Raw genomic sequence first — 21,575 nt, 5'->3', positions numbered from 1 at the left:
TCCTATTGGATTGGCGGAATGCGGGCAATCACCCCCTTTTTGATGGGGCGCTCTGCCCAGGGCAGGATCCCATCGGGCTTTGTCAAATACAGCTCCGCCGTTTGTAAGATTGGCTCTACATCTTTTGGATCGAGATCGCCAAAGACATAGGTCATCTTCCCCGGGGCTGCTAGGGCAATCACGCAGGCATGGCTGCAGCCGCTCATACAGGCAACTGGCTTCAGGTGCAATTGGGAATTGAGCACTTGCGATTGCAAGGCGGCCAGGAGCATTTCTCCTTTGCTAGTCCCTTCTTTTTGGCCGTTCACCCAGCGAGATCCGCAGGTGGTGCAGATCCAGAGGTAATGTTCGGCCTCAGCTTGAGCCGAAGTTGTCGATGGAGAAAAGTTAGGAGATAGAGAGTTGGTTGAGATCGCCATAAGTTGCATCCAAACTAAACCGTAAAGCAGACAATCAACTTGGAAAGTTCTCGCTAAAAGTGGTCAGCCGGAGAGTTAAAAACAGCCTGGGATATCGCTAAAATTGCCCCCGCAAGTTCACCCTCAGCGTGCGGCCAACTCCGGGATAGCCGGGGAAAACTTCATACTGCTCATCCAGCAGGTTGTCGATCCCCAACTCTAGGCTCAGGGCCTCAGCCAACGGGATCCCGCCGCGCAGAGCCACGGTGGTGTAGCCTGGCAGGGATTCCGTATTGGCATTGTTGGTAAAAAAGCTCCCAATGTGATGGACCAAAATCGAGCCGTACCAGCCCTGCTCGTGGCGGTAGCTTAGGCCTAGATTGAAGCTATCGGCTCCTACAAAGGCTAGCTCTTTGCCAACTGTGGCCGGGTTAAGGGCAGCGCGGATGATGGGATCATTGAGGGTATAGTTGGCAAAAAGCGTCCAGTTTTCCCCCAAACGCAAATCTAAAGCCGCTTCCAGGCCGGTATATTCGACCAGCCCGATATTTTCATAGGTTCCCCGGCGCGGCCCAAGGCTGACAAAGGTGATGCCATCGCGGATGCGGTTGTGGGCAAAAGTTAAGCGCAGCAGGCCAAAATCTCCCAAGGTTTGATCCAGGCCGATGTCCAAGCTCTCCCCTCGCTCTGGGCGGAGATTGGGGTTGCCATCCACTTCAAAAAAGCCGCGCAGCCGAAAGAACAATTCCGAGATCAAGGGGGTGCGAAAGCTGCCGGCGTAGCTGGCCCTCAAGGTAGTTCCCTCGGCAACTGCCCACCGGATCCCCACAGCCGGCGAGGTGGCCGAGCCGTTGGCCAAACTGCTGAAGTCCTGACGGATGCCCAGGTCGAGGTGGAACTGGGGATCCGGGCTGTAGTCCAGGCGGGCAAACAGGGCCCCCTGGTTAACCGTATCGTCGTAGTTGATATTGGCAGAACCCCTGGCAAAAGAAAAAGTCGTATTGCGGGCTGAGATAGAGCGATAATCTGCCCCCAAAACTCCCTCTAGGTTTTCGCCGGCCTGCCAAGCATATTGAAGCTGGGATCCCCAGCCATTGCGCAAGATGACGTCGCGGGATCCCTGGCTTTGCGGAGCGCTGAAGCGGTAGTTGAGATCGTCCAAAAAGACTCTTGCCTGCAGGGATCCTGTTTCCTGAGTCCACAGCCAACTGAGATCCAGCAGCAGATCGTTGGTGTTTTGCTCTGCGTCGGGAGAGGGAAACTCTACACTGCCGGGCACGCGAAAGGCTTTGTTGAGGTAGAGGGCGTTGGCTGTTAGGACTTGATCTTCGGCCAGTTGCCAGGTGAGCTTGGCCTGCAAGTTGTGGTACTCCACCGCCGAGTTTTCCCGCCTGCCTGACTTGCCCAGCCGCTCAATGGCAAAGGGAAAGTCGTTGTTACTTTGCAGACGGCGATAGCTGAGCACCCAGCCCAGATCCTGGGCTTGGCCGCGACTTTGGATCCCTTGCTCATTGAGACCGTAGCTGCCGACCGCCGCTTCCAGCACCGTCTCCGTTTCTGGCTGCGGCTCCACCGTGACGATGTTGATCACGCCGCCAACGGCGTCTGAGCCGTACAGGGTAGAGCCGCCGCCGGGGGAGACTTCAATTCGCTCGACGACATCGGTGGTGATTTGGGAGAGGTCAAACCCCCCGAAAAAACCCAGATCGTTGAGAGGGCGGCCATCCAAGAGCACCAATACCTGCGCCGTTCGCGCCCCTCGCATGAATTGAGAGCTAAGAGCTCCCAACTGAGTTCCCGCTGTGCCATTGCTGAGGATCCCGGGCAAGTAGCGCAGGGCTTCCTGCACCGTCCTTGCCCCTTGCTGGCGCATCTGCTGGCGGGTGATGACGTAGACTGGGCGGGAAGACTCTCGCAGCAGGCCGGGACGGCGAAACGGGGTGGTGACGGGTTGATTCAAAATCTCGGCGCTGAGGCCGGTATCCAAGATTGCCTGCCCCCAGGCCGGGATCCCCAAACTCAAGATCCCCAGCCCAAGGCTGAGACATACAGTTACTTTCATCCGGTTGCTCCTGCTTCCGTGCGACGCGGAAGGGCTAAGCTTTGAGCCAAAGCCGCAGGCGGGCATCCTGACTGAGGGCCTCAGCCCATCACAGTTGCGGCACAGCGCCGGATTTGCACCGGACTTTCCCCATTGCTTGCCCTGGCTGATCCCCAGGACAACCTGACGGCACGGCTTTCCTCCCCATTGCTCTGGAAAAAGCCGTGCTAGGCATCATACATTCCCTGCTGGGGAGTTCCTATCCTGCCGGGGGGGATCCCTGGGCAGTGAGGTCAACGGAAGATCATCTCCGCCACCGCGTCAAAGCCGGCGTCCAACAGCCGATCCAAGACTGACTGGGCCTGGCTGCGGCTGTCGTAGAGGCCGGCCTGCAGCACCCTCCTGCCGTTGAACACGGTCTCCACCGCTTCGGGGACGAGCTGCCGCAGCCGCTGCAAATCGTCGCTGCCCTTGGGGGTCACCAGCACACGAAAGCGGGTGGCCGACTCTGCTGGGGCTACCGCCGGTTCTGGAGCCGCGGCAACGGGAACAGGGGGGGTTGTTGGGCTGCTGCCCGCTTGTCGGCGAGCCGGGGGTGGCAGGAGGGTAGTAATATCCGTGAGAGGAGCCACAGATTGCTGGCGGACGGGAGTGGCAGGAGCAGGCTCAACCGGTTGGGCAGGCGTGGTGGAGCCATCGGGGGTGAAGGGGACGGCAACAAACTCCTGGGGTTGAGCGCCTGCCGGCTGAGGGGGGGCACTGGGCAAAATGCGCCCTCCCGATCCCGCTGCAGGAGGGGGAACGGGGGCAGTCGATTGGGGCACCGTCACCACCGGCAAGGTGGGAGAGGCCGCCGCCGGCTGGGGATCCCTGCTGGGAGCCGGAGGCTCGGCCTGCGGAGGTGTGGGCAGCGTCAAGCCGCCTGCCGCAATGGGTGGCGGGGCGTTGCTGGGCAGCGCAGCCACCGTGGTCTGGCCGGCCAGATCCAGCTCCCCTTTGGTTTTGCCGGCCAGTTGGTTGCCATTGGCGTTGAGGCGCAGGCCGCGGGTGGCGTTGTGGATGTCGTACTGGCCGTTCCCCTCAAAGATGTTGTTGCCGGGATCCGAAGCCGTGCCCAAATCTGGCTGGGCGGTGGTGATAGCTGTCAGGCCAGTCTCCAGGTTGCGGGCAATGAGATTGTTGCGCAGGATGGGACGGGCGCTGCCGCCGACCACAATGCCGGTGCGGTTTTGCAGGATGCGGTTGTTGCGCACAATCGGCGCCGAGCGCTGGTCGATGGTGAGGCCAAAGCCGGTCTCTTGGAAGAGGTTGTTGACAATGGTGGGCTGGGAGGTGCCCAAGACGGAGATGCCGTTGGCCCCGTTTTTGTAGAAGCGGTTGCCTTCTATCCAGGGGTTGGAGGCGCCGGCGATGAAAATGCCGTCGTGGATGCTGCCCACAAAGCTGTTGTTGAGAATGCGCGGGGAAGCCGATTCTACCCAGAGGGCGTAGCCGCGCCGACCCTGGTTGCGCAGGGTAACCCCCCGCACCTCTGAGCCGGTCTCTGCCAGCAGGGCAACGTTTTGCCGGGCCAAGGTCGGGCTCATGTAGGTGCCGCCGCCATCGATCAGGTAGCCCTCTCCCAAGGTGGACTCGTCCCCGCGCAAGATAAGGCCGGCCTTGAGGCGGATGGGGAAGACTTCGCCGCTTTCTGCGCTGTACACCCCCGGCAGAAGCTGGATGATGCTGCCGGCTGGCGCCCGGCTGATGGCATGGGTGATGGTCTTGAAGGGGTTGTTGCGGGATCCATCCCCTTGGGTATCGCTGCCATTGGCGGCATCCACAAAAATGGCGGGGCGGTCGTCCGGCAGCGGCGGCGCTTGGGGCAGGGCCTGCTTCTCCAAAAGGCCGGTGTCCAGGGAAGTTTGCGCCCAACTGGGATCCCTTCCTGCCGCCAGCAGTAAGCTGGTGCTCAACAGCAAAGAGGTGGCCAGTCGCGTCAGCGTCGCGGAGCCGTGACGCTGCAACCGCAAGTCAGGCAGGACTGCTGTAAATTGGTGTTCGCCGGATTTCTGCAGACGGATGAACGATAAGGAAGAGATCATAGGAGTCATCCCCACACCAGGCTGGGCCAGAGAAAGAAGGAGGGTCGAGGCTATCCTACCAAACCTGACAGGCAGGATCCTGCCCTCTTCCCCAACTCCAAATACGGACTGATGCAGGCTTCTTTTTGTAGATCCAACGCTACCCCTAGAGTATACCCTTGCCATGACCGACGAAGCCCTTGCCCGCGAAGGCTCCTCCCAAGAGTTGCCGCTGGCTTCCCTCTCGTCTGGGCGCCCCCTGCTCAACCTGCTGTTGTTGGGGATCCCAGCCCTGCTGCTGCTGCTGGGCCAGTGGGCAGGGCAGCCGGCCCTGGGCTGGGGGGCGGTGCTGGCTTGGCTGGGCCTGGCCGGCTGGTGGGGGCAGCCGCTCTGGGTGCAGATCGGGCGCGACCTCTGGCAGTGGCTGACCACCTGGCCCAGCCTGGGGTGGGCGGCAGCAGCTCTCGGCTTGGCGGTGATGGGAGGATTGGTCTGGAGTGGAGCCTCCTCGGCCCTGGGATCCCTGAGCTGGGAGGCCATCGGGGCTTTGGGCGAGGTGTTCGGGGCTACAGGTCAGATCCTGATCGCCCTCCTGGCCGCCTACATCGCCTGGCGGCAGTACGTCATCTCCCGCGACCTCACCATCCAGCAGAACATCATCACCCAGCAGCAGACCATCGACGCCTACTTCGAGGGCATCTCCAACCTGGTTCTCTCCCCTGACGGGCAGTTGGACGACTGGCCCCTGGAGCGGGCCATTGCGGCCGGGCGCACGGCGGCGCTCCTCAACGGCGTGGATCGCTTTGGCAAAGCCAAGATCCTGCGCTTCCTCTCCACCGCTAACTTGCTTAGCCCCCTGCGCCGCGACGAACACCTGGGCCGGCCCATCCTGGACGGCAAAGGCGGCTACCAGCGGGATCGCCTCAACGGGATCCGGGTGGTGAATCTGGGCACCATGCTGGAAGGGGCCGACCTGCATGGCACCCTGCTGCGGGGGGTGGACTTCAGCGAGGCCAGCCTGGAAAGAGCCAACCTGCGGGATTGCGACCTCAGCCACACCAACCTCTGCGGGGCCAACCTGCGCAATGCCGACCTGCGCGGCGCCGATCTCTACCGCGCCCTCTTGTTTGTGGGATCCCTGCAGACGGCTTCTCCGGCTCAGCCAGGAAAAAAGCCCGATTTTAAAAGCGGGGCCTACGCCGGCGCCATCGTGGCCGGCGCGGACTTTCGCCGGGTGCGTCGCCTTTCCCCCGAACAAAGAGCCTACCTGGCCGCCTGGGGAGCCAAGCTGGATCCTGAGCCCCCGCTTCCCCTCAACTCCTCGGCCAGCCGTTTGGATCCCGGCGGCGAAACCGAGCCCTTACCCCCTCCTGCCGAGCCGCCGGCCTCCCGGAGGCCTTGATCCAGAGCCAATGGCCGGCAAACCTGGGTTCAACGCCAGCGCTGCCATGGTCATGGCAAACAGCCATGAAACAGCTTGTGAGTTGATCCCAGCTCCCCTCTCCCTCTGGGAGAGGGGCTGGGGGTGAGGGCCTGCCGGAGAACCGTTCAAGCTAGCCTGAAATAGCCCCAATCCCTCAATTGTTGGACATGGCCCGCTTGCTCACCAAGTTCTGGCTGCTGGAGCGCTACCTGTTTGGGCAGATGCTCACGCCGGTGCTGGCCGGTATAGCTGGGGGAACCCTGCTGCTTTTGGCAGGCCGGCTCTTTACCTTGGCCGAGCGGCTGGTCGAGGGATCCGTGCCGCCCCTGACGGTGTTGCGCCTTCTCATTTTGGATCTGCCGGAGATGGTGCTGCTGGGCATGCCCATCGCCGCTTTTTTTGCCACCATGCTCACCTTGGGCAAGCTGAGCGGCAACAGCGAGATTACCGCCATGCGGGCAGCCGGGATCCCGTTTACGCGCATTTTTCGTCCCCTGTTGCTGGTGGGGCTGCTCATGAGCCTGAGCGCTTTTTGGATCAGCAACGTGCTCCTGCCGGCCAGCAAACGAGAAATCCGCCAGATCGACCAGCAGGCGCTCCTGGCCCGGGCCACCACCCCGGTGCAATACGACGTCTTTTTCAGAACCGCCCGGGTTGGCGGGACGGAAGACAACCTCTGGTTTTTCATCCGCCAGGTGGATCCGCGGCTGAACACCATGCAGGATGTCACCATCTTGCAGGTGGATCCCTTGCCGGGGGGCAAGTACCAGTTGGCAGAGGTGACCCTGGCGGCCCAGGCGGTGTGGAATGGCCTGGACTGGACCCTCAGCGAAGGGGTGACCCACCGCTACGGCCCTGACGGCCTCAGCCTGGCCGAAGAGCCCTTCGACCGCAAGCCGCTAGAGGTCTCCCAAGATCTGGCCGCCCTGATGCAGCCGCCGGTTCCGCCCAACGAGCTGAGCCTGCCGGAGCTGGCGGAGCGCATCTCCCGCCTGGCCCGCTCCAACCTCAATACCCAGCCCCTGCGCACCGAGTTCCACATGCGCTTTTCCCTGCCCTTGGCCAGCTTTTTTGCCGTCTTGATCTCCCTTCCCCTGGGATCCACCACTGCGCGGCGGGTGGGCCGCTATGGGGGTGTCGTCTTCGGGATCCTGTTGGTGTTTGCCTACTACGTGGTGCTGAGTGTGTCTCGCAGCCTGGGCGAAGCAGGAGCCCTTCCCCCCTGGGCGGCAGCCTGGAGCTTCAACATCCTCTTCGGCGGCCTCGGCCTGCTGCTGTTGGCCCGCTTCCTGCGCTAGGGATCCCTTCTGGGCAGAGCAACCCCCGACCTAACCAGGGATCCACCGGATCCCTATAGTTTCCGTCCCCTTGCGGGGAAAAGGTAGGGATCAACTGCCGATAAATCCGACGCCATGTCCATTTGGATGGCGTCGTTTCCGTCCCCTTGCGGGGAAAAGGTAGGGATCAACTTCTGACCACTTCATCGAGGCCCACCCAGATTGGGTGTTTCCGTCCCCTTGCGGGGAAAAGGTAGGGATCAACATTACTTGAGTTACTGACAGTAGAACACGAGTTGAGAGAGTTTCCGTCCCCTTGCGGGGAAAAGGTAGGGATCAACGCTGCGTTGCGGCGGCAGCTCAAAGAATTTGGGGTGAAGCCCACTGGTTTCCGTCCCCTTGCGGGGAAAAGGTAGGGATCAATCCTACCCCCGGAAAAGGCTGAATCCATAAGGTTTTCAAGGTGCGTTTGCGAGGGAGTACGGAGACTTCCCGAAACAGATATTAACACTGCTTCGCCGGATAAGCGCAAGTCGGGAAATTCGCTGTTTTGAGGGCATTATGTCACGTTTTTGGGTCAATTTGGGCAAGCAGTTCTAGATTCCTCTTAAAGCCTGGTGTTGCCAGGGGAAAGCTAACAACGGCTCGCCCCGACAGATTGCGCACAAAACTTTACAATTCCTGCCGCCCCCCGTCGGCCAGGGATCCCATCCCAGCGCTGGTCTGTCTAGACTGGAAGACAGCCCTATGGGGATCCCTATGCGCATTGGTGTGCCCAAAGAGATCAAGGAGCAGGAGTTTCGCGTTGGCCTGACGCCGGCGGCGGTGCGGGCTCTGACGGAGCAGGGGCACCAGGTGTGGGTGGAAACCCAAGCAGGCCAGGGGGCGGGATTTAGCGACGAGGACTACCAAAAAGCGGGGGCCAAACTGGCCGCCACCCCTGAGGAGATCTACCAGCAGCAGTTGGTGGTGAAGGTCAAGGAGCCCCTGCCGGCTGAGTATTCTCTGCTCCATCCCGACCTTATTCTGTTCACCTATTTGCACTTGGCCGCCAGCCGCGAGCTGACCCAGGCGCTGTTGCAGTCGGGGGCCACCTGCCTTGCCTATGAAACGGTGGAATTGGCAGATGGATCCCTGCCCCTCTTGATGCCCATGAGCATGATTGCCGGGCGGCTGTCGGTGCAATTGGGCGCCCACTACCTGACTCGCCAGCAGGGGGGGCGAGGCGTGCTGCTGGGCGGGATCCCAGGCGTGCCGCCGGGGCGGGTGGTGATCCTGGGCGGGGGAACCGTGGGCACTGAGGCGGCCAAAATGGCCGTAGGCTTGGGGGCACGGGTGCAGATTTTGGACATTAACCTGCAGCGGCTGAACGAGCTGGAGCTGATTTTTGGCTCGCGGGTAGAGCTGCTCTACAGCACGGCCCAAAGCGTGGAAGAGTGTGTTCGCGAGGCCGACCTGCTGGTGGGGGCAGTGCTGGTGCCGGGAAGGCGGGCGCCGGTCTTGGTGGGAGAAGAGTTGGTGGCCCAAATGCGTCCTCGCTCCCTCATTGTGGATGTGGCGGTGGATCAGGGGGGGTGCATCGCCACCACCAAGGCCACCACCCATGCCCAGCCGGTTTACGAAGCCCACGGGGTGTTGCACTACGGCGTTCCCAACATGCCGGGGGCTGTCCCCTGGACTTCGACCCAAGCGCTGGTCAACGCCACTCTCCCCTACATCCTCAAGCTGGCCAACCTTGGCCTGGCCGCTGCTTTGGAACAAGACCCAGCCTTGGCCAAAGGGCTAAACGTCAGGGCAGGCAAGCTCATCCACCCGGCGGTGCGAGCCACCTTTCCAGACCTGGGCTAGCTCAGGCAGGGGTTGGCTCCCTGGGGAGAGATGCTACTGTCGCCAGGACAGGACATAGCGCTCCAGAGCCGCAAAAAAGGTGTAGAGCAAAATGCCCATAATGCCGAGGGCAACCAAACCCGCAAAGGCCAAAGGCACATCAAAAGAAGAACTGGCCGACACGATCAGGTAGCCCAGCCCCTGGTTGGAAGCCACCGTCTCCGAGATCACCGAGCCGACAAAAGCAAAGGAGATGGCCACTTTCAACGAGGCAAACAGGTAGGGCATGCTGTGGGGTAGCCCCACCTTGGTGAAGATCTCCCAAGAGCTGGCCCCCAGCGAGCGCAGCACATCTCGCATCTCGGCTTCCACCGTCTCCAGCCCCACCGCCACATTGACTGCAATGGGGAAAAAGGCCAGCAAAAAGGCCGTGATCACCGCCGGGATCGTGCCCAAGCCAAACCAAATCGCCAGCAGTGGCACCAAAGCCACCTTTGGGATGGTGTTAAACCCCACCAGCAGCGGGTACAAACACAGATGGGCCAGGCGGGAGCTGCCGATGATCGATCCCAGCAATATCCCCCCCACCAAAGCCAGCGCAAAGGCCAGCAGCGTCGAAGTGAGGGTGGTTAGGGAGTGACGCAGAATCACCGGGCTCCACTGGTTCATGGCTGCGAGGATCTGGGTGGGCGCCGGCAGAATGAAGCGAGGAACGTTGAACAGCCCCACCCCCACCTGCCAGAGCACAAGGGTCAAAACGATGGTGACAGCGGGCAAGACCACAGAAGCCGTTTGGGTCTGCAAAAATCGGTCAAATGATTTTTTCATGGGATCCCTCGGCAGAAATGCGCGGTAACCTGTCCAGCAAACCTTTCCAGATTTTTTGGATCAAGGGCTCTTTGGCCTAATATCTGCGCCGAATGTGCTGGCGCACTTCCGAGACCAAGCGGTGAAACTCGTCCGTCAGGCAGATCTCCAGCGGGCGTGGACGGGGCAGATCCACTTTGAGGGAAAAGATGATCTCGCTCGGTCGTGGCCCCATCACATAAATGGTATCGGAGAGGAAAACCGCCTCCCGCAAATCGTGAGTGATCAAAATGGCGGTGCAGCCGGTGCGCAGCCACAGCCGCTGCAACATTTCCCACATATCCTCGCGGGTAAAGGCATCCAAAGCGGCAAAAGGTTCGTCCAACAACAACAGCTCCGGCTGATGGATCAAAGCGCGGCACAGGGAAGCCCGCTGCCGCATTCCCCCAGAAAGCTGCCAAGGATAGGCTTTCTGAAAACCCTCCAAGCCCACGGTGGCCAGCAGCTCCAGCGCCGACTTCTCGTGCTGGGCCAGGTTTTGCTTGAAGGTGCGCTTGTAGGGCTCTACCACCTCCAACGGCAGCAACACGTTCTCCAGGGTTGTGCGCCAGGGCAGCAGCACCGGGTTTTGAAAGGCCATGCCCACACTCTTCAGGGGGCCGGCGATGGGCTGCAACTGAAAGTAGAGGGTGCCGCCATGGTCAGTGTTCAGGCCGGCCATCATCTTCAAAAGAGAAGTCTTGCCACAGCCGCTCGGCCCAACAATGGAGACAAACTCCGAGTGGGCAACAGAAAAGCTGACGTCGCGGATGATCGTGATTGGGGATCCCTTGGTGGGGTACTGCAGCGAGACGTGGCGCAACTCCAGAACGGGCTTGCCCGAAACAGCGGGGGAAGATAACCCACTTTGAACTACCCTCTGCGACTCCAACATTGACTCAACTCCAATGATTTTCATAGTGGCCCAAGTGAGGGCTGATCCCCCTGATCCAGACAGATGATGGCGGGAGCAATGAGGGTTGCAGGCCGGTTTATCTCGATTGGTATGGCCAACCCCATCCCCACTACATCAGAGAGAGGGGCAGCCAGCTGTGTTGCCAGATACTTTGTGGGCCGGTGAGGTCCCCCCATGTTCAGCTTCAGGAGATGTGGGATCCCCGAGGGCCCGGTCATCGAAGACAGTGACTGTCTATCAAGTAAAGCCCCGCCTACTGATGTTCGAAGACGTTACTGAAGCCCAACAGATCCAGCTCTACCAAAGTAGGCAAATGTTGGAAACACTGCTGCGCCAACTCCCAGCGTTCTTCCCGCCGTAACATCTCCGCCAACTTGTGGCGCACCGGGATCAAGTAACGAACATCGTTGGCCGCGTACTCCAACTGCTCCGGCGAGAGGGCCTGGACGTTTCCCCAGTCGGAGCTCTGGGCAGTTTTATTCAGCTCCACCCCGCACAGCTCGCTCACCACATCTTTGAGGCTGTGTTTGCTGGTGTAGGTGCGGGCCAGTTTGCTGGCAATTTTGGTGCAAAAGACGGGCCACGCCCGGATCCCCAGGTGATAGCGCAGCATCGCCAGGTCAAAGCGGGCGTAGTGGAAAATCTTTTCAATGTTGGGATCCGTCAGCAGCCCCGCCAGAAGGGGAGCCTGCTTTACTCCACGGCTCAACCGCAACAACACCACCTCGCCGGCAGGGTTGGCGATTTGCACCACGCAGAGCCTGTCCCGCTGCGGGATCAACCCCATCGTCTCCGTATCCACGGCCAAGTGGGGTTCCCCGGCCAGGGCTTTTGCCACTGCAGGGGTGAGATCTTCGTCACAGAGCTGGAAAGGTTGCAGGCCCACTCACGATCTCTCAAAAGGATGTTTTGGCCGTTCAACCAAGCGGCGAAGGTCGGGTAGCTACCAGCTAGACTTGACCACACCTGGCAATAAGCCTCTGTGGGCCATTTCCCGCAGGCTGTTGCGGCACAGGCCGAAATCGCGGAAGTAACCCCGGGGACGCCCGGTTTTCCAGCAGCGGTTGCGCAGGCGGGTGGGCGAGCTGGCCCGAGGGAGTTTTTGCAGTTGGGCGTGCAGCTCCATGCGGGTGGCCTGGTCGATGTTGGGATCGGCCATGGCCGCCTTGAGTTGTTGGCGCTTCTCCCGGTATTTTTCGACCAAGCGTTGGCGCTTTTTCTCCCGCTCGATCATGCTTTTTTTAGCCACGGCTCACCTGTTTCCCCAATTTTTCGGCTTTACTAGGATAGCGGGCAACAACAATCTGCAGCAAGGGATCCCCGGTGGGATTCCCGTGGTCGACTGCTTGCCCTTGCGGCGATCTAGCTGTACAGGCCAAGTTGAGGGTGGGGGATGGCCCTTTCCAAAGTAATTTCGTTCATCGCTGCCAAGTTCAAGGTTTCCCCGGAGCAGATCGAAGCCGCCCGCGTGGTCATTTACAGACCGCCGGCGTTGCTGGCCGTGCTCAAGTCGGTTCCGCCGCTGCCCAAAGAGGTGCTGGCGGATCCCAGCTTGACCTACGCCTACCCTGCCCCCTTTATCGAGTGGTCGAAGCGGATGCACGGCCTGGCGGAATGGGACGATGTGCCCGCCCTCAGCTACGCCGACTACGTGGCGCAGATGGAGCTGGCCTTCATGCCGACGGACATTGCTGTCGAGGCCACCAACAAGGACTAGCGCAGGCGAAAAACCCGTTCTGAGGCCTGGCGGACAAACTCCTTGAGCCAGCCCGATTTTTGGGCGCTCTCCACCTGGGCCTTGACCACTGCCTGCATCCCCCCTTCCCCCCAGCTTTGGTTGCGCTGGAAATACTCGATGAAGCTTTTGCCGGCAATGCGGGTGAGATAGCCGGCGCTGGCCGCCTGGATGGGGGCTGTCGCCAAAAAGCCAACCACGCTCACCTCAGCCACGGTGGCCAGGAGCCCGGTGGTCAGTTGGAGCGCCCCCTCCACCAGCCCCAGGCCGGCCAGGGTCTTGGCCAGCGACAGGGCCAGCTCCCGCCCCTGCTGCAGGTTCATCTTGCAGCCGTAGAGGGATCCCAGCTCCACCACCATCTGGGCGTTGATGGCGGCAATGGCCAGCAGATCCAGCGCCGGGATGGGGTTGGCAAAGACCACGCCGGTCACGATCCACTGAAAGCGGTCGATCACCTCCTCCGCCTGGCGGCGCAACTGCGCCTGGATGATCCGCTTGGCCTCTTCGCCCAGTTGCTGGGATTGCAGCAGGGCATTGTCCAACGCCAGGGATCCCCCCTCGGCGTAGAGCACCGCCTGGACGCGATCCCGCACCACCGCCACCTCCGGTTCCGGCTGCCAGGTTTGGGATCCCACCTGTACAGGGGCTGGAGCAGCGGCGGCCGGCAGCACATCTTCCGGTTGGATCAAGGGGTAAACCCGTTCCCGCAGCCGTTGCAGCAGGAGCCGCCGTTCTTCGGGGGTGTAACGGTCGATTTTGTTGAGCACCAGCAGAGCCCGCTTGCCCAGGGCGATCAACCGACGCAAGGGATCCACCTCCGACCGGCGCAGATCCCCGTCCACCACCACCAGCAGCAGATCGGCAGCTTGGGCCTGGGCCTGCGCCTCCTCTTCCCGCATCGCCCCTGCCGGCCCGATCTCCAAAATGCCCGGACAGTCCACGATCTGCACCGGGTGGGGGATCCCGGGCAGGTCCCAATCGTAAACCGCCACCGCCTGCGTGGTGCCCAGCGTTGCCCCCACCGCCCCCACCCGCCGCCCCAGCAGCGCGTTCACCAGCGAGGTTTTGCCCGCCGATCCGGTGCCGAAAACCACCACCTTCAGTTGCGGCTGGGCCAACTGTTGGGCCAGCCGGGCCGACCGTTCCGCCAGCGCCGCCCGCGCCACCTGATCCTGGATCTGCGCCATCTGAGCTTCTAGTTGCGCCAGGTTGCGCCGGGCTGCCTCCCACTTCTCGGCAGGAGTTGCCGGGGGAGCTGGCCTGGGAAGCCTCTCGGTTTTAGGGGCGGGGCGGAACAGAAACAAGTAGTAGATGGAAGCGGCCAAAAACACCAGCAGCAGCAACACCAGCACCCCGATCAACAGCCCCCCCAAAATCGGGTGGTAGCGGGTGGCGTAGTACAGATCCAAAAACGATTGGATCAGCCAGACGATCAGGCCCGCGAACGAGGCCAACAGCGCCAACAGCAGCAGCAAGCGCAGATAGGGAACTGTTCGCATAGGGATCCAGGGCCACAACCGTTCGCGTCAGCGGGACGGAGTCCTTTTGACTTTACCCGCGGCTAAGCATGTCCAACTACTCAGATCTCGCCTGTCGGCAGCACTGCCCCTGCAGCCGGCTCCTCTTGTTCACAGCGGGATCCCCCCTCCCCTTTCAGGATCTGTATGGCCTGTGGATCCCCATCCACTTTCACCTGCAGATGGCGCAACTGCCAGGCTGAGCCGGCCACCCCCCGCTCCGACTCCACAGCCACCTCGCCGGTGCGCCGGGATCCCGTGATCAAAAAGGACAGACAGGCCCAGCCGGCTTGCTCATCCTCTTGAAAGCGCAGCCGCGAGGGCCAGCCCGGACGCAGGGGATCCCCCAGCCGCTCCACCACCACCGCAGTCTGTTCGAGCCGCTCCACCGCCAACTGGTAGGTGCGATAGGCGCCTGAAGCCCGGATCCCATTCCAGACCAGGATCCCTGCCCCCGCCAGCCCCAAGCCCAGCACCGCCAGCAGGCCCAGACAGCCGCATCCACAGCAGCCCAAAGGGGCGGCACAGCCGACTTTTTGGGGGCTTTCCGACACAGCCAATCGCAGAAGTAGGACGCCCCCAAACTAACACAGAACGGCTGCGCTGCCCCCTGAGGGGGGAGCCAGCTCTCCCTTGGCAGGGATTGCAGAAAGTAAAGTCTGGACAGGCCTACGCCATTTGTCGGTAGTTGCAAGGCCTCTTCGTTTCCGTATTACTACAGACAGTGGCTCGAAAAAATAGGATGTCGGCCAAGTTAAGCAAGTTCAGACAAGCCATTTGCAAGTTTAATTTTGCACTGCCCCATCAATGGGATCCCTAAGTATCCAATTGCTGCTCCGGCTTCGAGTTAGACGTGAAAGTCTAACGCACCGCCGATCCTAGGTTTCTCTCCGCATGGGATCTGAGCAAAGTCGAAGCTTATAAACCCGTGAAAGGCCCGGGATCTTGGGCAGCGAAAAAGCCGGCAAAGTGCGTATATCCAATCCGCCATTCGGCGGAGTCCATTTCAGAGGGTCTTGCCGAGAATGAAACCAGCGAAAAGTCTCAATCCAAGAGCATCCCCACCATGAGCGAGATCAAAAGCACGATTGTGCAGCAAATTATTCAAACTGCCATGATGACCGGTCTGCTTACCGCTGCTCAGGAACACGAACTTAACGTCAAAGTCTTCCAAGAGGATTGCTCCGAGGCTGACCTCTTCCTGCTGCGCCGCCTGCACCGCTGCCTACGCCAGGGATCCATCCGCCGGATCCCGGCTTTGCACAACACCATAGCCGTTGGCCGCTTTGGCCCTCCCTTGCGCCCGCTGCCCGACAGAGCCGAAGAGGCACAACTCCAGCCGGCAGGGCTAAGCGTAGTGCGCAATCCCAAAGTTGGCTGATGGTGGTGCCGGGGGGCGTCTTCTACTTCGGAGAAACAACTGCCGGCAGGGGATCCGGTCGCAGCAGCCGCTGACAGAGCTGGGCGATCTGGGTGGGGCTGGCTTCGTCCAGCCAGCGGTGAAAAGCTTGGGATTCTTGAATGCGGCCCAGCAGCCGTGTTGGGATCTGCTCCGGCCCCTCCAATTCCGCCAGCCACTGCCAGGGCAAGCCGGTTGTCGCCGCCAGGACATGGGGATCCCATTGTCCCGTCCGCCCCAATTCCTGGAGTCGGGCGATTTGGTGGGGGAGGCGCTTCCAGTGATGACCAGAAGCGGCCAGGATCAGCGTTTGCGGCTGCACCTGCTGCAGCAGTTGGGCTAGATTTGCCGGCAGCCAGGGCCAGCGGGCCAGCAGCAGAGCTGTTTTTGCCGACGGGAGGAAGTCTTGCTCGAGAGGAAGGGCCTGCCCATCGTAGCGGAAGACTTCTTGGAGGGAATCCGGCAGGGGGCGTTGCCGGTAATCCTGGATCCGAAGGCTGGGGGCGGAAACGGTGGGCGCCTGCCAGTCGCCAGAGGGGCGCACCGCCAGCACTTTGCCCTGCCAGGGCTGCTCGGCTTCCAACTGCAGGGCGATGTCCAAGGCCTGGCATGCTTGCCACCGCTCCAGCTCTTCGCCGGCTTCCCAAAACCAGAGGGCACGGGATCCCAGCTCAAACTTCAGGTGGCGGCCATTCTGGGAAGCCCTCAGCCTGACGCTGCCGCGGCGAACGTTCATCAAGGCTACGACAGGGTTGGGGTTGCCGTGGCCAAAGGGCTGCAGAAGCTGCAACTGCCGATACACCTCGTCCAGCTCTGCCACCCCATCCCGGCCCTGAGAGGCCAACCGCTCCCAATCGATAACAATCTCCACCGCCAAGGCGCGAGCTTGGCGATCCGGGCCGACCCGTGCGGCCAGCTCCCGCCGCAAAGCCAGTTGTACGGCGGCCAGGCAGGACAGATCCACTTGGATCCCAGCGGCCATGGGGTGGCCGCCTCCCCCCAGCAAGAGGGGACGCACAGCCTCGATGGCCTCCACCAGGTTCACCCCCGGAATCGAGCGGCCCGAACCATAGCCCCGTCCCGTCCTCTCGTCTTTGGCAATCAACACCGTCGGGCAACCGTACTGCTCCGCCAAGCGCGCCGCGGCGATCCCCAAAACCCCCGGATTCCAGCCGCTTCCGGCCAAAACAATTGCCCGCTCCCGCGCCAGATCCAAGCTCTCCACCTGTTGGCTGGCCTCTTGCAGAACCTGTTGGGTGAGTTGCCGACACTCCTCATTGAGGGCAACGAAATGCTCCACCAGCGTCTGGGCCCGCTGCGGATCCGAGGTGGTCAACAGCTCCACCGCTAGGCTGGCATCGTCCCAGCGACCAATGGCGTTCAGCTTGGGGGCAAGGCGAAAGGCGATGTCCTGGGCTGTCGGCGTTCCTGAGGATTGGCTGTTGCTCACCCAATCCAAAAGAGCCCGCAGCCCCGGACGCTGGGTGTTGGCCAGCACGGGCAGGCCCCGCTGCACCAGGTAGCGGCACTCCCGCTGCAACACCGCCACATCGGCCACGATCCCCACCGCCACCAGATCCAGGTACTCTTCTACACCAGGGATCCCCAGCGCTTGGTAGAGGGCCTCCGCCAGCTTGTAGGCCACCCCCACCCCCGGCAGAAAGCGCAGCGGGTGTTCCTCTGGCAGGCGCAGCGGGTTGACCACCGCATAGGCAGGGGGCAAGGGATCCGGCAGGGCGTGGTGATCCGTCACGATCACGTCCACCCCTTGGGCTTGGGCCAGAGCAATCTCGGCAGCATTGCCTATGCCGCAATCCACCGTCAGGAGCACCTGGCAGCCTTGATCCAGCACCTGCTGCAGCCGCTGAGGGTTCAAGCCATGCCCTTCGGTGCTGCGCAGCGGTAGAGTGAACTGGACTCGGAAGCCCAAGGTTTGTAGCGCCGAGAGCAAGAGGCTGGTGGCGGTAACGCCATCGCAGTCGAAGTCTCCCCAAATGCAGAGGGTTTCTCCTCTTTTTCTTGCCTGCAACAGCCGCGCCACCGCCCGCTCCAGATCCGGCAGGGATCCCGCTGGCGTGGGAGAATACTGATTAGGATCGACAAAAGCCCGCGCCTGTTCTCGGCTGTGCAACCCCCGCAGAGCCAGCACCTTGGCCGCATACTTGCCGTACTCTCGGCTCAGCTCCGGATCAAATTGAGGCGGGGTGGGCAGCAGCTCCCAGCGGTATTCCATGCAAGCTCGACAGGAATAAAACTCCCTGGGAGCCTATCAAAAACTGCTCAGGGAGAAAAGCAGCTTGGGATCCCGGAAAGCAAAAGCGGGGGTGAGCGATCCCTGCCAACCTGCTATTGACAGCAGTGAGAGGCCACGCAGCAAGGGGAGGGGTGGGCGTGGTCATGGGTGGCACAGGCTTGGCTGCAGTAGAGTTGGCCTTCGTAGCGATAGCCTTGGCTGCTTTCGAAGCTGCAGTTGCAGTGGTCACAGGCGCAACGAACAAGGGTGGTAGCAGACATGATTTTTTCTCCTTGCTTGAACTGAGGGATCCTCTTGTCGAAGATCCGTGTTGCTATACCCTAGCAGTTGCTCGGCAGCGGCGCCGGAACAAGAATCAGACTCATTTGTGACGATTCCAAATCGCAGCAACCACAACTCCCCTCTCCCAAAGGGAGAGGGGCTGGGGGTGAGGGTATCCTGGCTGAGGTTAAGAGAAGCCCATAGCCCTCTAGCCGGTTATTGACTATGATGCGGGCGTGAGGTGTGAATAAGTACCTAGGTGATGGCCACCCAAAGGATTTGCTTTGCCCAAGTCTCAGATGTTCACCTAATGCCGGAGACAGGGTGCCGCTGCTGGTGGATGTCCGATTCCCCCCGCCGCCAGTTGGAAGCTGCCGTTGCCCATCTCAACCAAGTGCCGGATCTGGACTTTGTGGTGTTCACCGGCGATTTGGTGGATCAAGCCGATCCGGAGAGCTTTGAGGTGTTCCAGGAGATCCTCGCCCAACTGCGGGTGCCCTACTACCTCAGCCTCGGCAACCACGATATCGACACCTTGGGGAGGGAGGGGCGCTTCAACCGGGAGCAATTTATCCGCTGGTGCCAACGTCAATTTCCGTTGCCCCTTGCCCCCACAGGCTATGTCGATTACAGCCTTTCCCCCCTGCCTGGGATCCGCTTGATTGCCCTCGATGCCAGCCTGGGCCAGTTCCCTCTGCCCCAGGGCGTGCTGCGCCCCGCGCAACTGCGCTGGCTAGGCGAACATCTACAAGCGGTGCCGGAGGAATGGCTGATCCTGCTCATCCATCAGCCTCCCTTTATCTCCCCCACCCAAATGGATGCGGTTTTGTTCCGCAAGTACCGGCTTCGCAGCGAGCAAGCTGTAGCTCTGCATACCCTCTTGGCCGACCACGGGCGGGTGGTGGCAGTGTTGAGTGGACATCTGCACGTGCCGAAGGTCTATGTGCAGGACGGAATCCCCTACCTGACAGCGCCGCCTCTGGTGGGGCCGGTCTCCGCTCTGCGCGTGTTTGAGTTGGACGTCAACCCACGGCGAGGGGTGTTGCGCTACCACTGGGTTCACCTGCCGGAGCCGGATCCCAGACCTCTCTGGCATGGCCTGGTCATGGGAGTTCGGCGGGATCGCTGGGGACAAATCCCCCTGCGGGCCAAAGGATCTCGATCCCTGCCCGCCGTTGCCCAGTAGCCAAAAATCCTAAACCTTGACCGAATTAGTGTAGATTAAAAAGGCAAAGAGCCTTGGATTCGATGTCTTCCCCCTATGACTGCAACCCTTTCTTCCTCCGGCCACTGGGAGCTGGCGGCTCAGGCGTTACGAGAGCAGTATCAGCCGCAGGTAGCTTCTCTGAGCGAGCGATTTGAGCCTTTGTCGGCGAGCGACCTGCTGGCCTGGGCCGTTGCGGAGTTTGGGGACGGGCTGGTGCTGGCCTGCAGCTTTGGACCGGAAGATCTGGTTCTCATCGATCTGCTCACGGCCATTCGCCCCCAGGTGCGCGCCTTTTTCCTGGATACCGATTTTCACTTCCCGGAAACCCTGCAACTGCAGCAGCAGGTGTTGGCCCGTTACCCCCATTTGCAGCTGGAGATCTTCAAACCGCTGCTCACCCCCGAAGAGCAGGCGGCGCAATATGAGCCGGAGCTGTACCGCACCAACCCTGACCTCTGCTGCAGCCTCCGCAAGGTAGAGCCCCTGAATCGCGCCCTGGCCAACTGCACCACCTGGATTACGGGGATGCGCCGCGAGCAATCCCCCACCCGCGCCGATATCGGCAAGGTGCAGTGGGATGGCAAGCGCAACCGCCTCAAGCTCAACCCGCTCGCCGACTGGACAAACGGCCAAGTCTGGAAGTACATCCTCGACCACGGGATCCCTTACAACCCCCTCCACGACCGCAACTATCCCAGCATCGGCTGCATCCACTGCACGGCGCCGGTGGAGCCGGGAGCGGATCCCCGCTCTGGCCGCTGGAAGGGCACAGCCAAAACCGAGTGCGGCCTGCACACCTAGCCTATGAACCCTTCGCCTGTCCTAGAGGTGGCTCAGTTTGAAGTCAGCCCCGGCTCTGAAGCCGCTTTTGAGGCTGCCATCGCGCAAGCCTTTGTCTACCTACAACAGACCGATGGCTATCGGCAGCACCAACTGCAGCGCTGTTTAGAGCACCCTCAGCAATACCTGTTGCTGGTACACTGGGGATCCCTGGAGGCCCATTTGGTTAACTTCCGCCAATCGGAAAACTTTGTCCGCTGGCGCGCCCTCCTCGAGCCCTACTTTGCTCGGCCACCGCAGGTGTTGCATTACCAACTGCTGCCGGGGTTGACCTGATCAGAGGCAGCGCGAGCCTAGGGTTGCGCTGGTGCTGCAAAGCAATGGCGGCCTTCCCAGTCCAGGAGCAACTGGGGTGGGGGGAGTGCTTGCCGACGGGAGCGCAAAGCTCTTGCTACCCTAGTCGAAGGATGGTTTCGTGGTTGGCCAAGGTAGAGGAGGATTTGCTGTGTGAGCAGGTACGGGAGGGATTTCACGCTCTCTCCGATCCGATTCGCCTGCGCGCGCTGCAACTGTTGCGTGGGCGGGAGCTGTGCGTTTGCGATCTCTGCGAAAAGCTGCAGGTAAGCCAATCCAAGCTCTCGTTTCACTTAAAGACCTTGCGAGATGCGCAGTTGGTCAACGCTCGCCAGCAGGGGCGCTGGATCTACTACAGCCTCAACCCACCTCGCTTTCAGCTCTTGCAGCATTTTTTGGATAGCCTAGGACAAGCTGCGCCCTCTGAGGTTGCCGTTCCCTGTGCGGAGGATCCCTAGGTATTTATCCTCGATTGAGGCGCAGGTTGCTTGCCCTGCCGCCCTAGCCCTGGGGGGGGGACGCCACAACCCCCGCTACAGGGCCTACGGCCCGCTGACGTGAAGGAATCTCAAACTGCCTCAGCAGATACTTCCTCCTCAGATTCACCCCCCACCCTGTCTTGGTGAAACCTGACCAGAAGTTTCCGCATCTGAGAAGCCGTCTGCCGACACTCTCGGCGAACAGCTACCTTGACACTCCCACCGCCTAAAGGCGGGGGATTCTTACGCAGTCCACAAAAGAACCCGCAACGGCGTTGTCAAAGCGCCTCTAGACAGTTCCTTAACGCAAAGCCCCAAGGTTCTGCTGACTTTCTTAAGCAGGTTGGCGGCAGCATTCGCCTCAGCCCAGAGGGTCTCCACCCGTCGGGTTTTTCACCATAATTAGGAATTAGGTAGCTCATCTCCATCTAGGAAGCTTGCCTGCGAGCTGTACGCCTCCTCTACCTCAATAAACTCCATGCCATAATGCCGACATAATTGCGCAATACGCTCCTTGAACCGACCTGTTGGAATGAAAACAAAGTTTTGGTTACAGCCTTTTAATTTAAAATAGGGTACAGGTATTCAAGAGGAAGGAGAGAAAGGAATGCCGACTCATTCTTTGGATTTGCGGCAAAGAGTTGTAGCAGCCTACCAGGCAGGTAACACCTCCATCCGCCAGGTAGCTAAACGCTTCATGGTGACCAAAAGAACAGTACACCGCTGGGTGCGTCAGTACCAACAAACTCAAGATTTAGCCCCTAAGAAAGCAGGCACCAAGCGAGTGGGCATTTTGGA

General features: G+C 61.0%; 21 protein-coding genes, 1 CRISPR repeat array and 1 riboswitch. Of the genes, 9 read left to right on the top strand and 12 right to left on the bottom strand.

From position 1 onward, the window contains the following. Window positions 1-2: 2 nt before the first annotated feature. The 3 genes from SYN65AY6A5_RS06010 to SYN65AY6A5_RS06000 all read right to left on the bottom strand — a co-directional run bounded on the left by SYN65AY6A5_RS06010 (window position 3) and on the right by SYN65AY6A5_RS06000 (window position 4,523). A complete protein-coding gene (locus SYN65AY6A5_RS06010) occupies window positions 3-419 on the bottom strand; it encodes a DUF1636 domain-containing protein (protein WP_011429979.1) in 417 nt (138 codons plus the stop codon). A gap of 97 nt (window positions 420-516) precedes the next feature. Further along, window positions 517-2,460 (bottom strand): TonB-dependent receptor, encoded by a 1,944-nt coding sequence (locus SYN65AY6A5_RS06005; protein WP_099812223.1) that lies wholly within the window; start codon window positions 2,458-2,460, stop codon window positions 517-519. A gap of 39 nt (window positions 2,461-2,499) precedes the next feature. After that, window positions 2,500-2,641, bottom strand: a riboswitch (cobalamin riboswitch). A 91-nt stretch (window positions 2,642-2,732) separates the two neighbouring features. Continuing rightward, the gene (locus SYN65AY6A5_RS06000; protein ID WP_228375463.1) at window positions 2,733-4,523 is read right to left on the bottom strand and encodes a DUF1565 domain-containing protein; all 1,791 of its coding nucleotides are present in this window, start codon (window positions 4,521-4,523) and stop codon (window positions 2,733-2,735) included. A gap of 163 nt (window positions 4,524-4,686) precedes the next feature. On the opposite strand from SYN65AY6A5_RS06000, the gene SYN65AY6A5_RS05995 reads away from it, so the two are divergent. Continuing rightward, window positions 4,687-5,904 (top strand): pentapeptide repeat-containing protein, encoded by a 1,218-nt coding sequence (locus SYN65AY6A5_RS05995; protein ID WP_099812221.1) that lies wholly within the window; start codon window positions 4,687-4,689, stop codon window positions 5,902-5,904. 146 nt (window positions 5,905-6,050) lie between these two features. Here SYN65AY6A5_RS05995 and SYN65AY6A5_RS14375 read toward each other — a convergent pair whose 3' ends face one another. After that, the gene (locus SYN65AY6A5_RS14375) at window positions 6,051-6,770 is read right to left on the bottom strand and encodes a hypothetical protein (protein WP_240530994.1); all 720 of its coding nucleotides are present in this window, start codon (window positions 6,768-6,770) and stop codon (window positions 6,051-6,053) included. 424 nt (window positions 6,771-7,194) lie between these two features. Next, window positions 7,195-7,625: a CRISPR direct-repeat array (repeat unit 36 nt; unit sequence GTTTCCGTCCCCTTGCGGGGAAAAGGTAGGGATCAA). A 336-nt stretch (window positions 7,626-7,961) separates the two neighbouring features. On the opposite strand from SYN65AY6A5_RS14375, the gene ald reads away from it, so the two are divergent. Further along, window positions 7,962-9,050 carry an alanine dehydrogenase gene (ald, locus tag SYN65AY6A5_RS05985; RefSeq protein ID WP_099884063.1) on the top strand — a complete coding sequence of 363 codons (1,089 nt, stop codon included), beginning with the start codon at window positions 7,962-7,964 and terminating at the stop codon, window positions 9,048-9,050. 33 nt (window positions 9,051-9,083) lie between these two features. Here the strand turns inward: ald and SYN65AY6A5_RS05980 are convergent, their stop codons facing one another. The 4 genes from SYN65AY6A5_RS05980 to rpsN all read right to left on the bottom strand — a co-directional run bounded on the left by SYN65AY6A5_RS05980 (window position 9,084) and on the right by rpsN (window position 12,040). Further along, complete coding sequence (locus tag SYN65AY6A5_RS05980; protein ID WP_099812219.1) at window positions 9,084-9,857, bottom strand: ABC transporter permease; 774 nt, start codon at window positions 9,855-9,857, stop codon at window positions 9,084-9,086. A 76-nt stretch (window positions 9,858-9,933) separates the two neighbouring features. Continuing rightward, complete coding sequence (locus SYN65AY6A5_RS05975; RefSeq protein WP_240527685.1) at window positions 9,934-10,770, bottom strand: ABC transporter ATP-binding protein; 837 nt, start codon at window positions 10,768-10,770, stop codon at window positions 9,934-9,936. Between the two features lie 274 nt (window positions 10,771-11,044). Beyond that, on the bottom strand, window positions 11,045-11,677 hold the full coding sequence (locus SYN65AY6A5_RS05970) for a ribonuclease D (protein WP_099812217.1): 633 nt from the start codon (window positions 11,675-11,677) through the stop codon (window positions 11,045-11,047). A gap of 57 nt (window positions 11,678-11,734) precedes the next feature. Next, window positions 11,735-12,040 carry a 30S ribosomal protein S14 gene (gene rpsN / locus SYN65AY6A5_RS05965; RefSeq protein WP_011432985.1) on the bottom strand — a complete coding sequence of 102 codons (306 nt, stop codon included), beginning with the start codon at window positions 12,038-12,040 and terminating at the stop codon, window positions 11,735-11,737. 144 nt (window positions 12,041-12,184) lie between these two features. Between rpsN and SYN65AY6A5_RS05960 the strand changes: the two genes are divergently transcribed. Next, window positions 12,185-12,508 (top strand): hypothetical protein, encoded by a 324-nt coding sequence (locus tag SYN65AY6A5_RS05960; protein WP_011429988.1) that lies wholly within the window; start codon window positions 12,185-12,187, stop codon window positions 12,506-12,508. Here the strand turns inward: SYN65AY6A5_RS05960 and SYN65AY6A5_RS05955 are convergent. Then, window positions 12,505-14,025: a GTP-binding protein gene (locus SYN65AY6A5_RS05955; RefSeq protein WP_099812216.1), complete on the bottom strand. Its 1,521-nt coding sequence runs from the start codon at window positions 14,023-14,025 to the stop codon at window positions 12,505-12,507. The genes SYN65AY6A5_RS05960 and SYN65AY6A5_RS05955 overlap by 4 nt on opposite strands. An 80-nt stretch (window positions 14,026-14,105) precedes the next feature. Beyond that, window positions 14,106-14,597, bottom strand: coding sequence for a cytochrome c oxidase assembly factor Coa1 family protein (locus SYN65AY6A5_RS05950; protein ID WP_011429990.1), 492 nt, complete (start codon window positions 14,595-14,597; stop codon window positions 14,106-14,108). 512 nt (window positions 14,598-15,109) lie between these two features. Between SYN65AY6A5_RS05950 and SYN65AY6A5_RS05945 the strand changes: the two genes are divergently transcribed. Then, the gene (locus SYN65AY6A5_RS05945; RefSeq protein ID WP_041438224.1) at window positions 15,110-15,424 is read left to right on the top strand and encodes a hypothetical protein; all 315 of its coding nucleotides are present in this window, start codon (window positions 15,110-15,112) and stop codon (window positions 15,422-15,424) included. A 22-nt stretch (window positions 15,425-15,446) separates the two neighbouring features. Here the strand turns inward: SYN65AY6A5_RS05945 and recJ are convergent, their stop codons facing one another. After that, on the bottom strand, window positions 15,447-17,675 hold the full coding sequence (gene recJ, locus SYN65AY6A5_RS05940; RefSeq protein WP_099812214.1) for a single-stranded-DNA-specific exonuclease RecJ: 2,229 nt from the start codon (window positions 17,673-17,675) through the stop codon (window positions 15,447-15,449). A 113-nt stretch (window positions 17,676-17,788) separates the two neighbouring features. Then, window positions 17,789-17,956, bottom strand: coding sequence for a hypothetical protein (locus SYN65AY6A5_RS05935; RefSeq protein WP_083759159.1), 168 nt, complete (start codon window positions 17,954-17,956; stop codon window positions 17,789-17,791). 263 nt (window positions 17,957-18,219) lie between these two features. Between SYN65AY6A5_RS05935 and SYN65AY6A5_RS05930 the strand changes: the two genes are divergently transcribed. The 5 genes from SYN65AY6A5_RS05930 to SYN65AY6A5_RS05905 form a co-directional block, all read left to right on the top strand. Continuing rightward, entirely contained in the window at window positions 18,220-19,143 is a 924-nt protein-coding gene (locus SYN65AY6A5_RS05930; RefSeq protein ID WP_011429994.1) for a metallophosphoesterase, read from the top strand. A gap of 75 nt (window positions 19,144-19,218) precedes the next feature. Next, window positions 19,219-19,965 carry a phosphoadenylyl-sulfate reductase gene (locus tag SYN65AY6A5_RS05925; RefSeq protein WP_011429995.1) on the top strand — a complete coding sequence of 249 codons (747 nt, stop codon included), beginning with the start codon at window positions 19,219-19,221 and terminating at the stop codon, window positions 19,963-19,965. A gap of 3 nt (window positions 19,966-19,968) precedes the next feature. Continuing rightward, on the top strand, window positions 19,969-20,280 hold the full coding sequence (locus SYN65AY6A5_RS05920; RefSeq protein ID WP_099812213.1) for an antibiotic biosynthesis monooxygenase: 312 nt from the start codon (window positions 19,969-19,971) through the stop codon (window positions 20,278-20,280). A 131-nt stretch (window positions 20,281-20,411) separates the two neighbouring features. Further along, window positions 20,412-20,756 (top strand): metalloregulator ArsR/SmtB family transcription factor, encoded by a 345-nt coding sequence (locus tag SYN65AY6A5_RS05915; RefSeq protein ID WP_011429997.1) that lies wholly within the window; start codon window positions 20,412-20,414, stop codon window positions 20,754-20,756. Window positions 20,757-21,384: 628 nt separating this feature from the next. Continuing rightward, the coding region (locus SYN65AY6A5_RS05905; protein ID WP_143597141.1) for a helix-turn-helix domain-containing protein at window positions 21,385-21,575 on the top strand (191 nt) is incomplete at its 3' end.

It is taken from the genome of Synechococcus sp. 65AY6A5, assembly GCF_002760415.1.
Lineage (GTDB): Bacteria > Cyanobacteriota > Cyanobacteriia > Thermostichales > Thermostichaceae > Thermostichus.
The sequence above is the reverse complement of the archived record's forward strand: the minus strand, read 5'-3'. Positions and strand labels throughout refer to the sequence as shown.

Coding starts and splice junctions, on each gene's coding strand:
- SYN65AY6A5_RS05955 (WP_099812216.1), bottom strand. CDS start 14,025: ATGCGAACAGTTCCCTATCTGCGCTTGCTGCTGCTGTTGGCGCTGTTG.
- SYN65AY6A5_RS06005 (WP_099812223.1), bottom strand. CDS start 2,460: ATGAAAGTAACTGTATGTCTCAGCCTTGGGCTGGGGATCTTGAGTTTG.
- SYN65AY6A5_RS06010 (WP_011429979.1), bottom strand. CDS start 419: ATGGCGATCTCAACCAACTCTCTATCTCCTAACTTTTCTCCATCGACA.
- SYN65AY6A5_RS05945 (WP_041438224.1), top strand. CDS start 15,110: ATGAGCGAGATCAAAAGCACGATTGTGCAGCAAATTATTCAAACTGCC.
- SYN65AY6A5_RS05960 (WP_011429988.1), top strand. CDS start 12,185: ATGGCCCTTTCCAAAGTAATTTCGTTCATCGCTGCCAAGTTCAAGGTT.
- SYN65AY6A5_RS05935 (WP_083759159.1), bottom strand. CDS start 17,956: ATGTCTGCTACCACCCTTGTTCGTTGCGCCTGTGACCACTGCAACTGC.
- SYN65AY6A5_RS05920 (WP_099812213.1), top strand. CDS start 19,969: ATGAACCCTTCGCCTGTCCTAGAGGTGGCTCAGTTTGAAGTCAGCCCC.
- ald (WP_099884063.1), top strand. CDS start 7,962: ATGCGCATTGGTGTGCCCAAAGAGATCAAGGAGCAGGAGTTTCGCGTT.
- SYN65AY6A5_RS05995 (WP_099812221.1), top strand. CDS start 4,687: ATGACCGACGAAGCCCTTGCCCGCGAAGGCTCCTCCCAAGAGTTGCCG.
- recJ (WP_099812214.1), bottom strand. CDS start 17,675: ATGGAATACCGCTGGGAGCTGCTGCCCACCCCGCCTCAATTTGATCCG.
- SYN65AY6A5_RS05980 (WP_099812219.1), bottom strand. CDS start 9,857: ATGAAAAAATCATTTGACCGATTTTTGCAGACCCAAACGGCTTCTGTG.
- SYN65AY6A5_RS05925 (WP_011429995.1), top strand. CDS start 19,219: ATGACTGCAACCCTTTCTTCCTCCGGCCACTGGGAGCTGGCGGCTCAG.
- SYN65AY6A5_RS06000 (WP_228375463.1), bottom strand. CDS start 4,523: ATGATCTCTTCCTTATCGTTCATCCGTCTGCAGAAATCCGGCGAACAC.
- SYN65AY6A5_RS05915 (WP_011429997.1), top strand. CDS start 20,412: ATGGTTTCGTGGTTGGCCAAGGTAGAGGAGGATTTGCTGTGTGAGCAG.
- SYN65AY6A5_RS05930 (WP_011429994.1), top strand. CDS start 18,220: ATGGCCACCCAAAGGATTTGCTTTGCCCAAGTCTCAGATGTTCACCTA.
- SYN65AY6A5_RS05975 (WP_240527685.1), bottom strand. CDS start 10,770: ATGTTGGAGTCGCAGAGGGTAGTTCAAAGTGGGTTATCTTCCCCCGCT.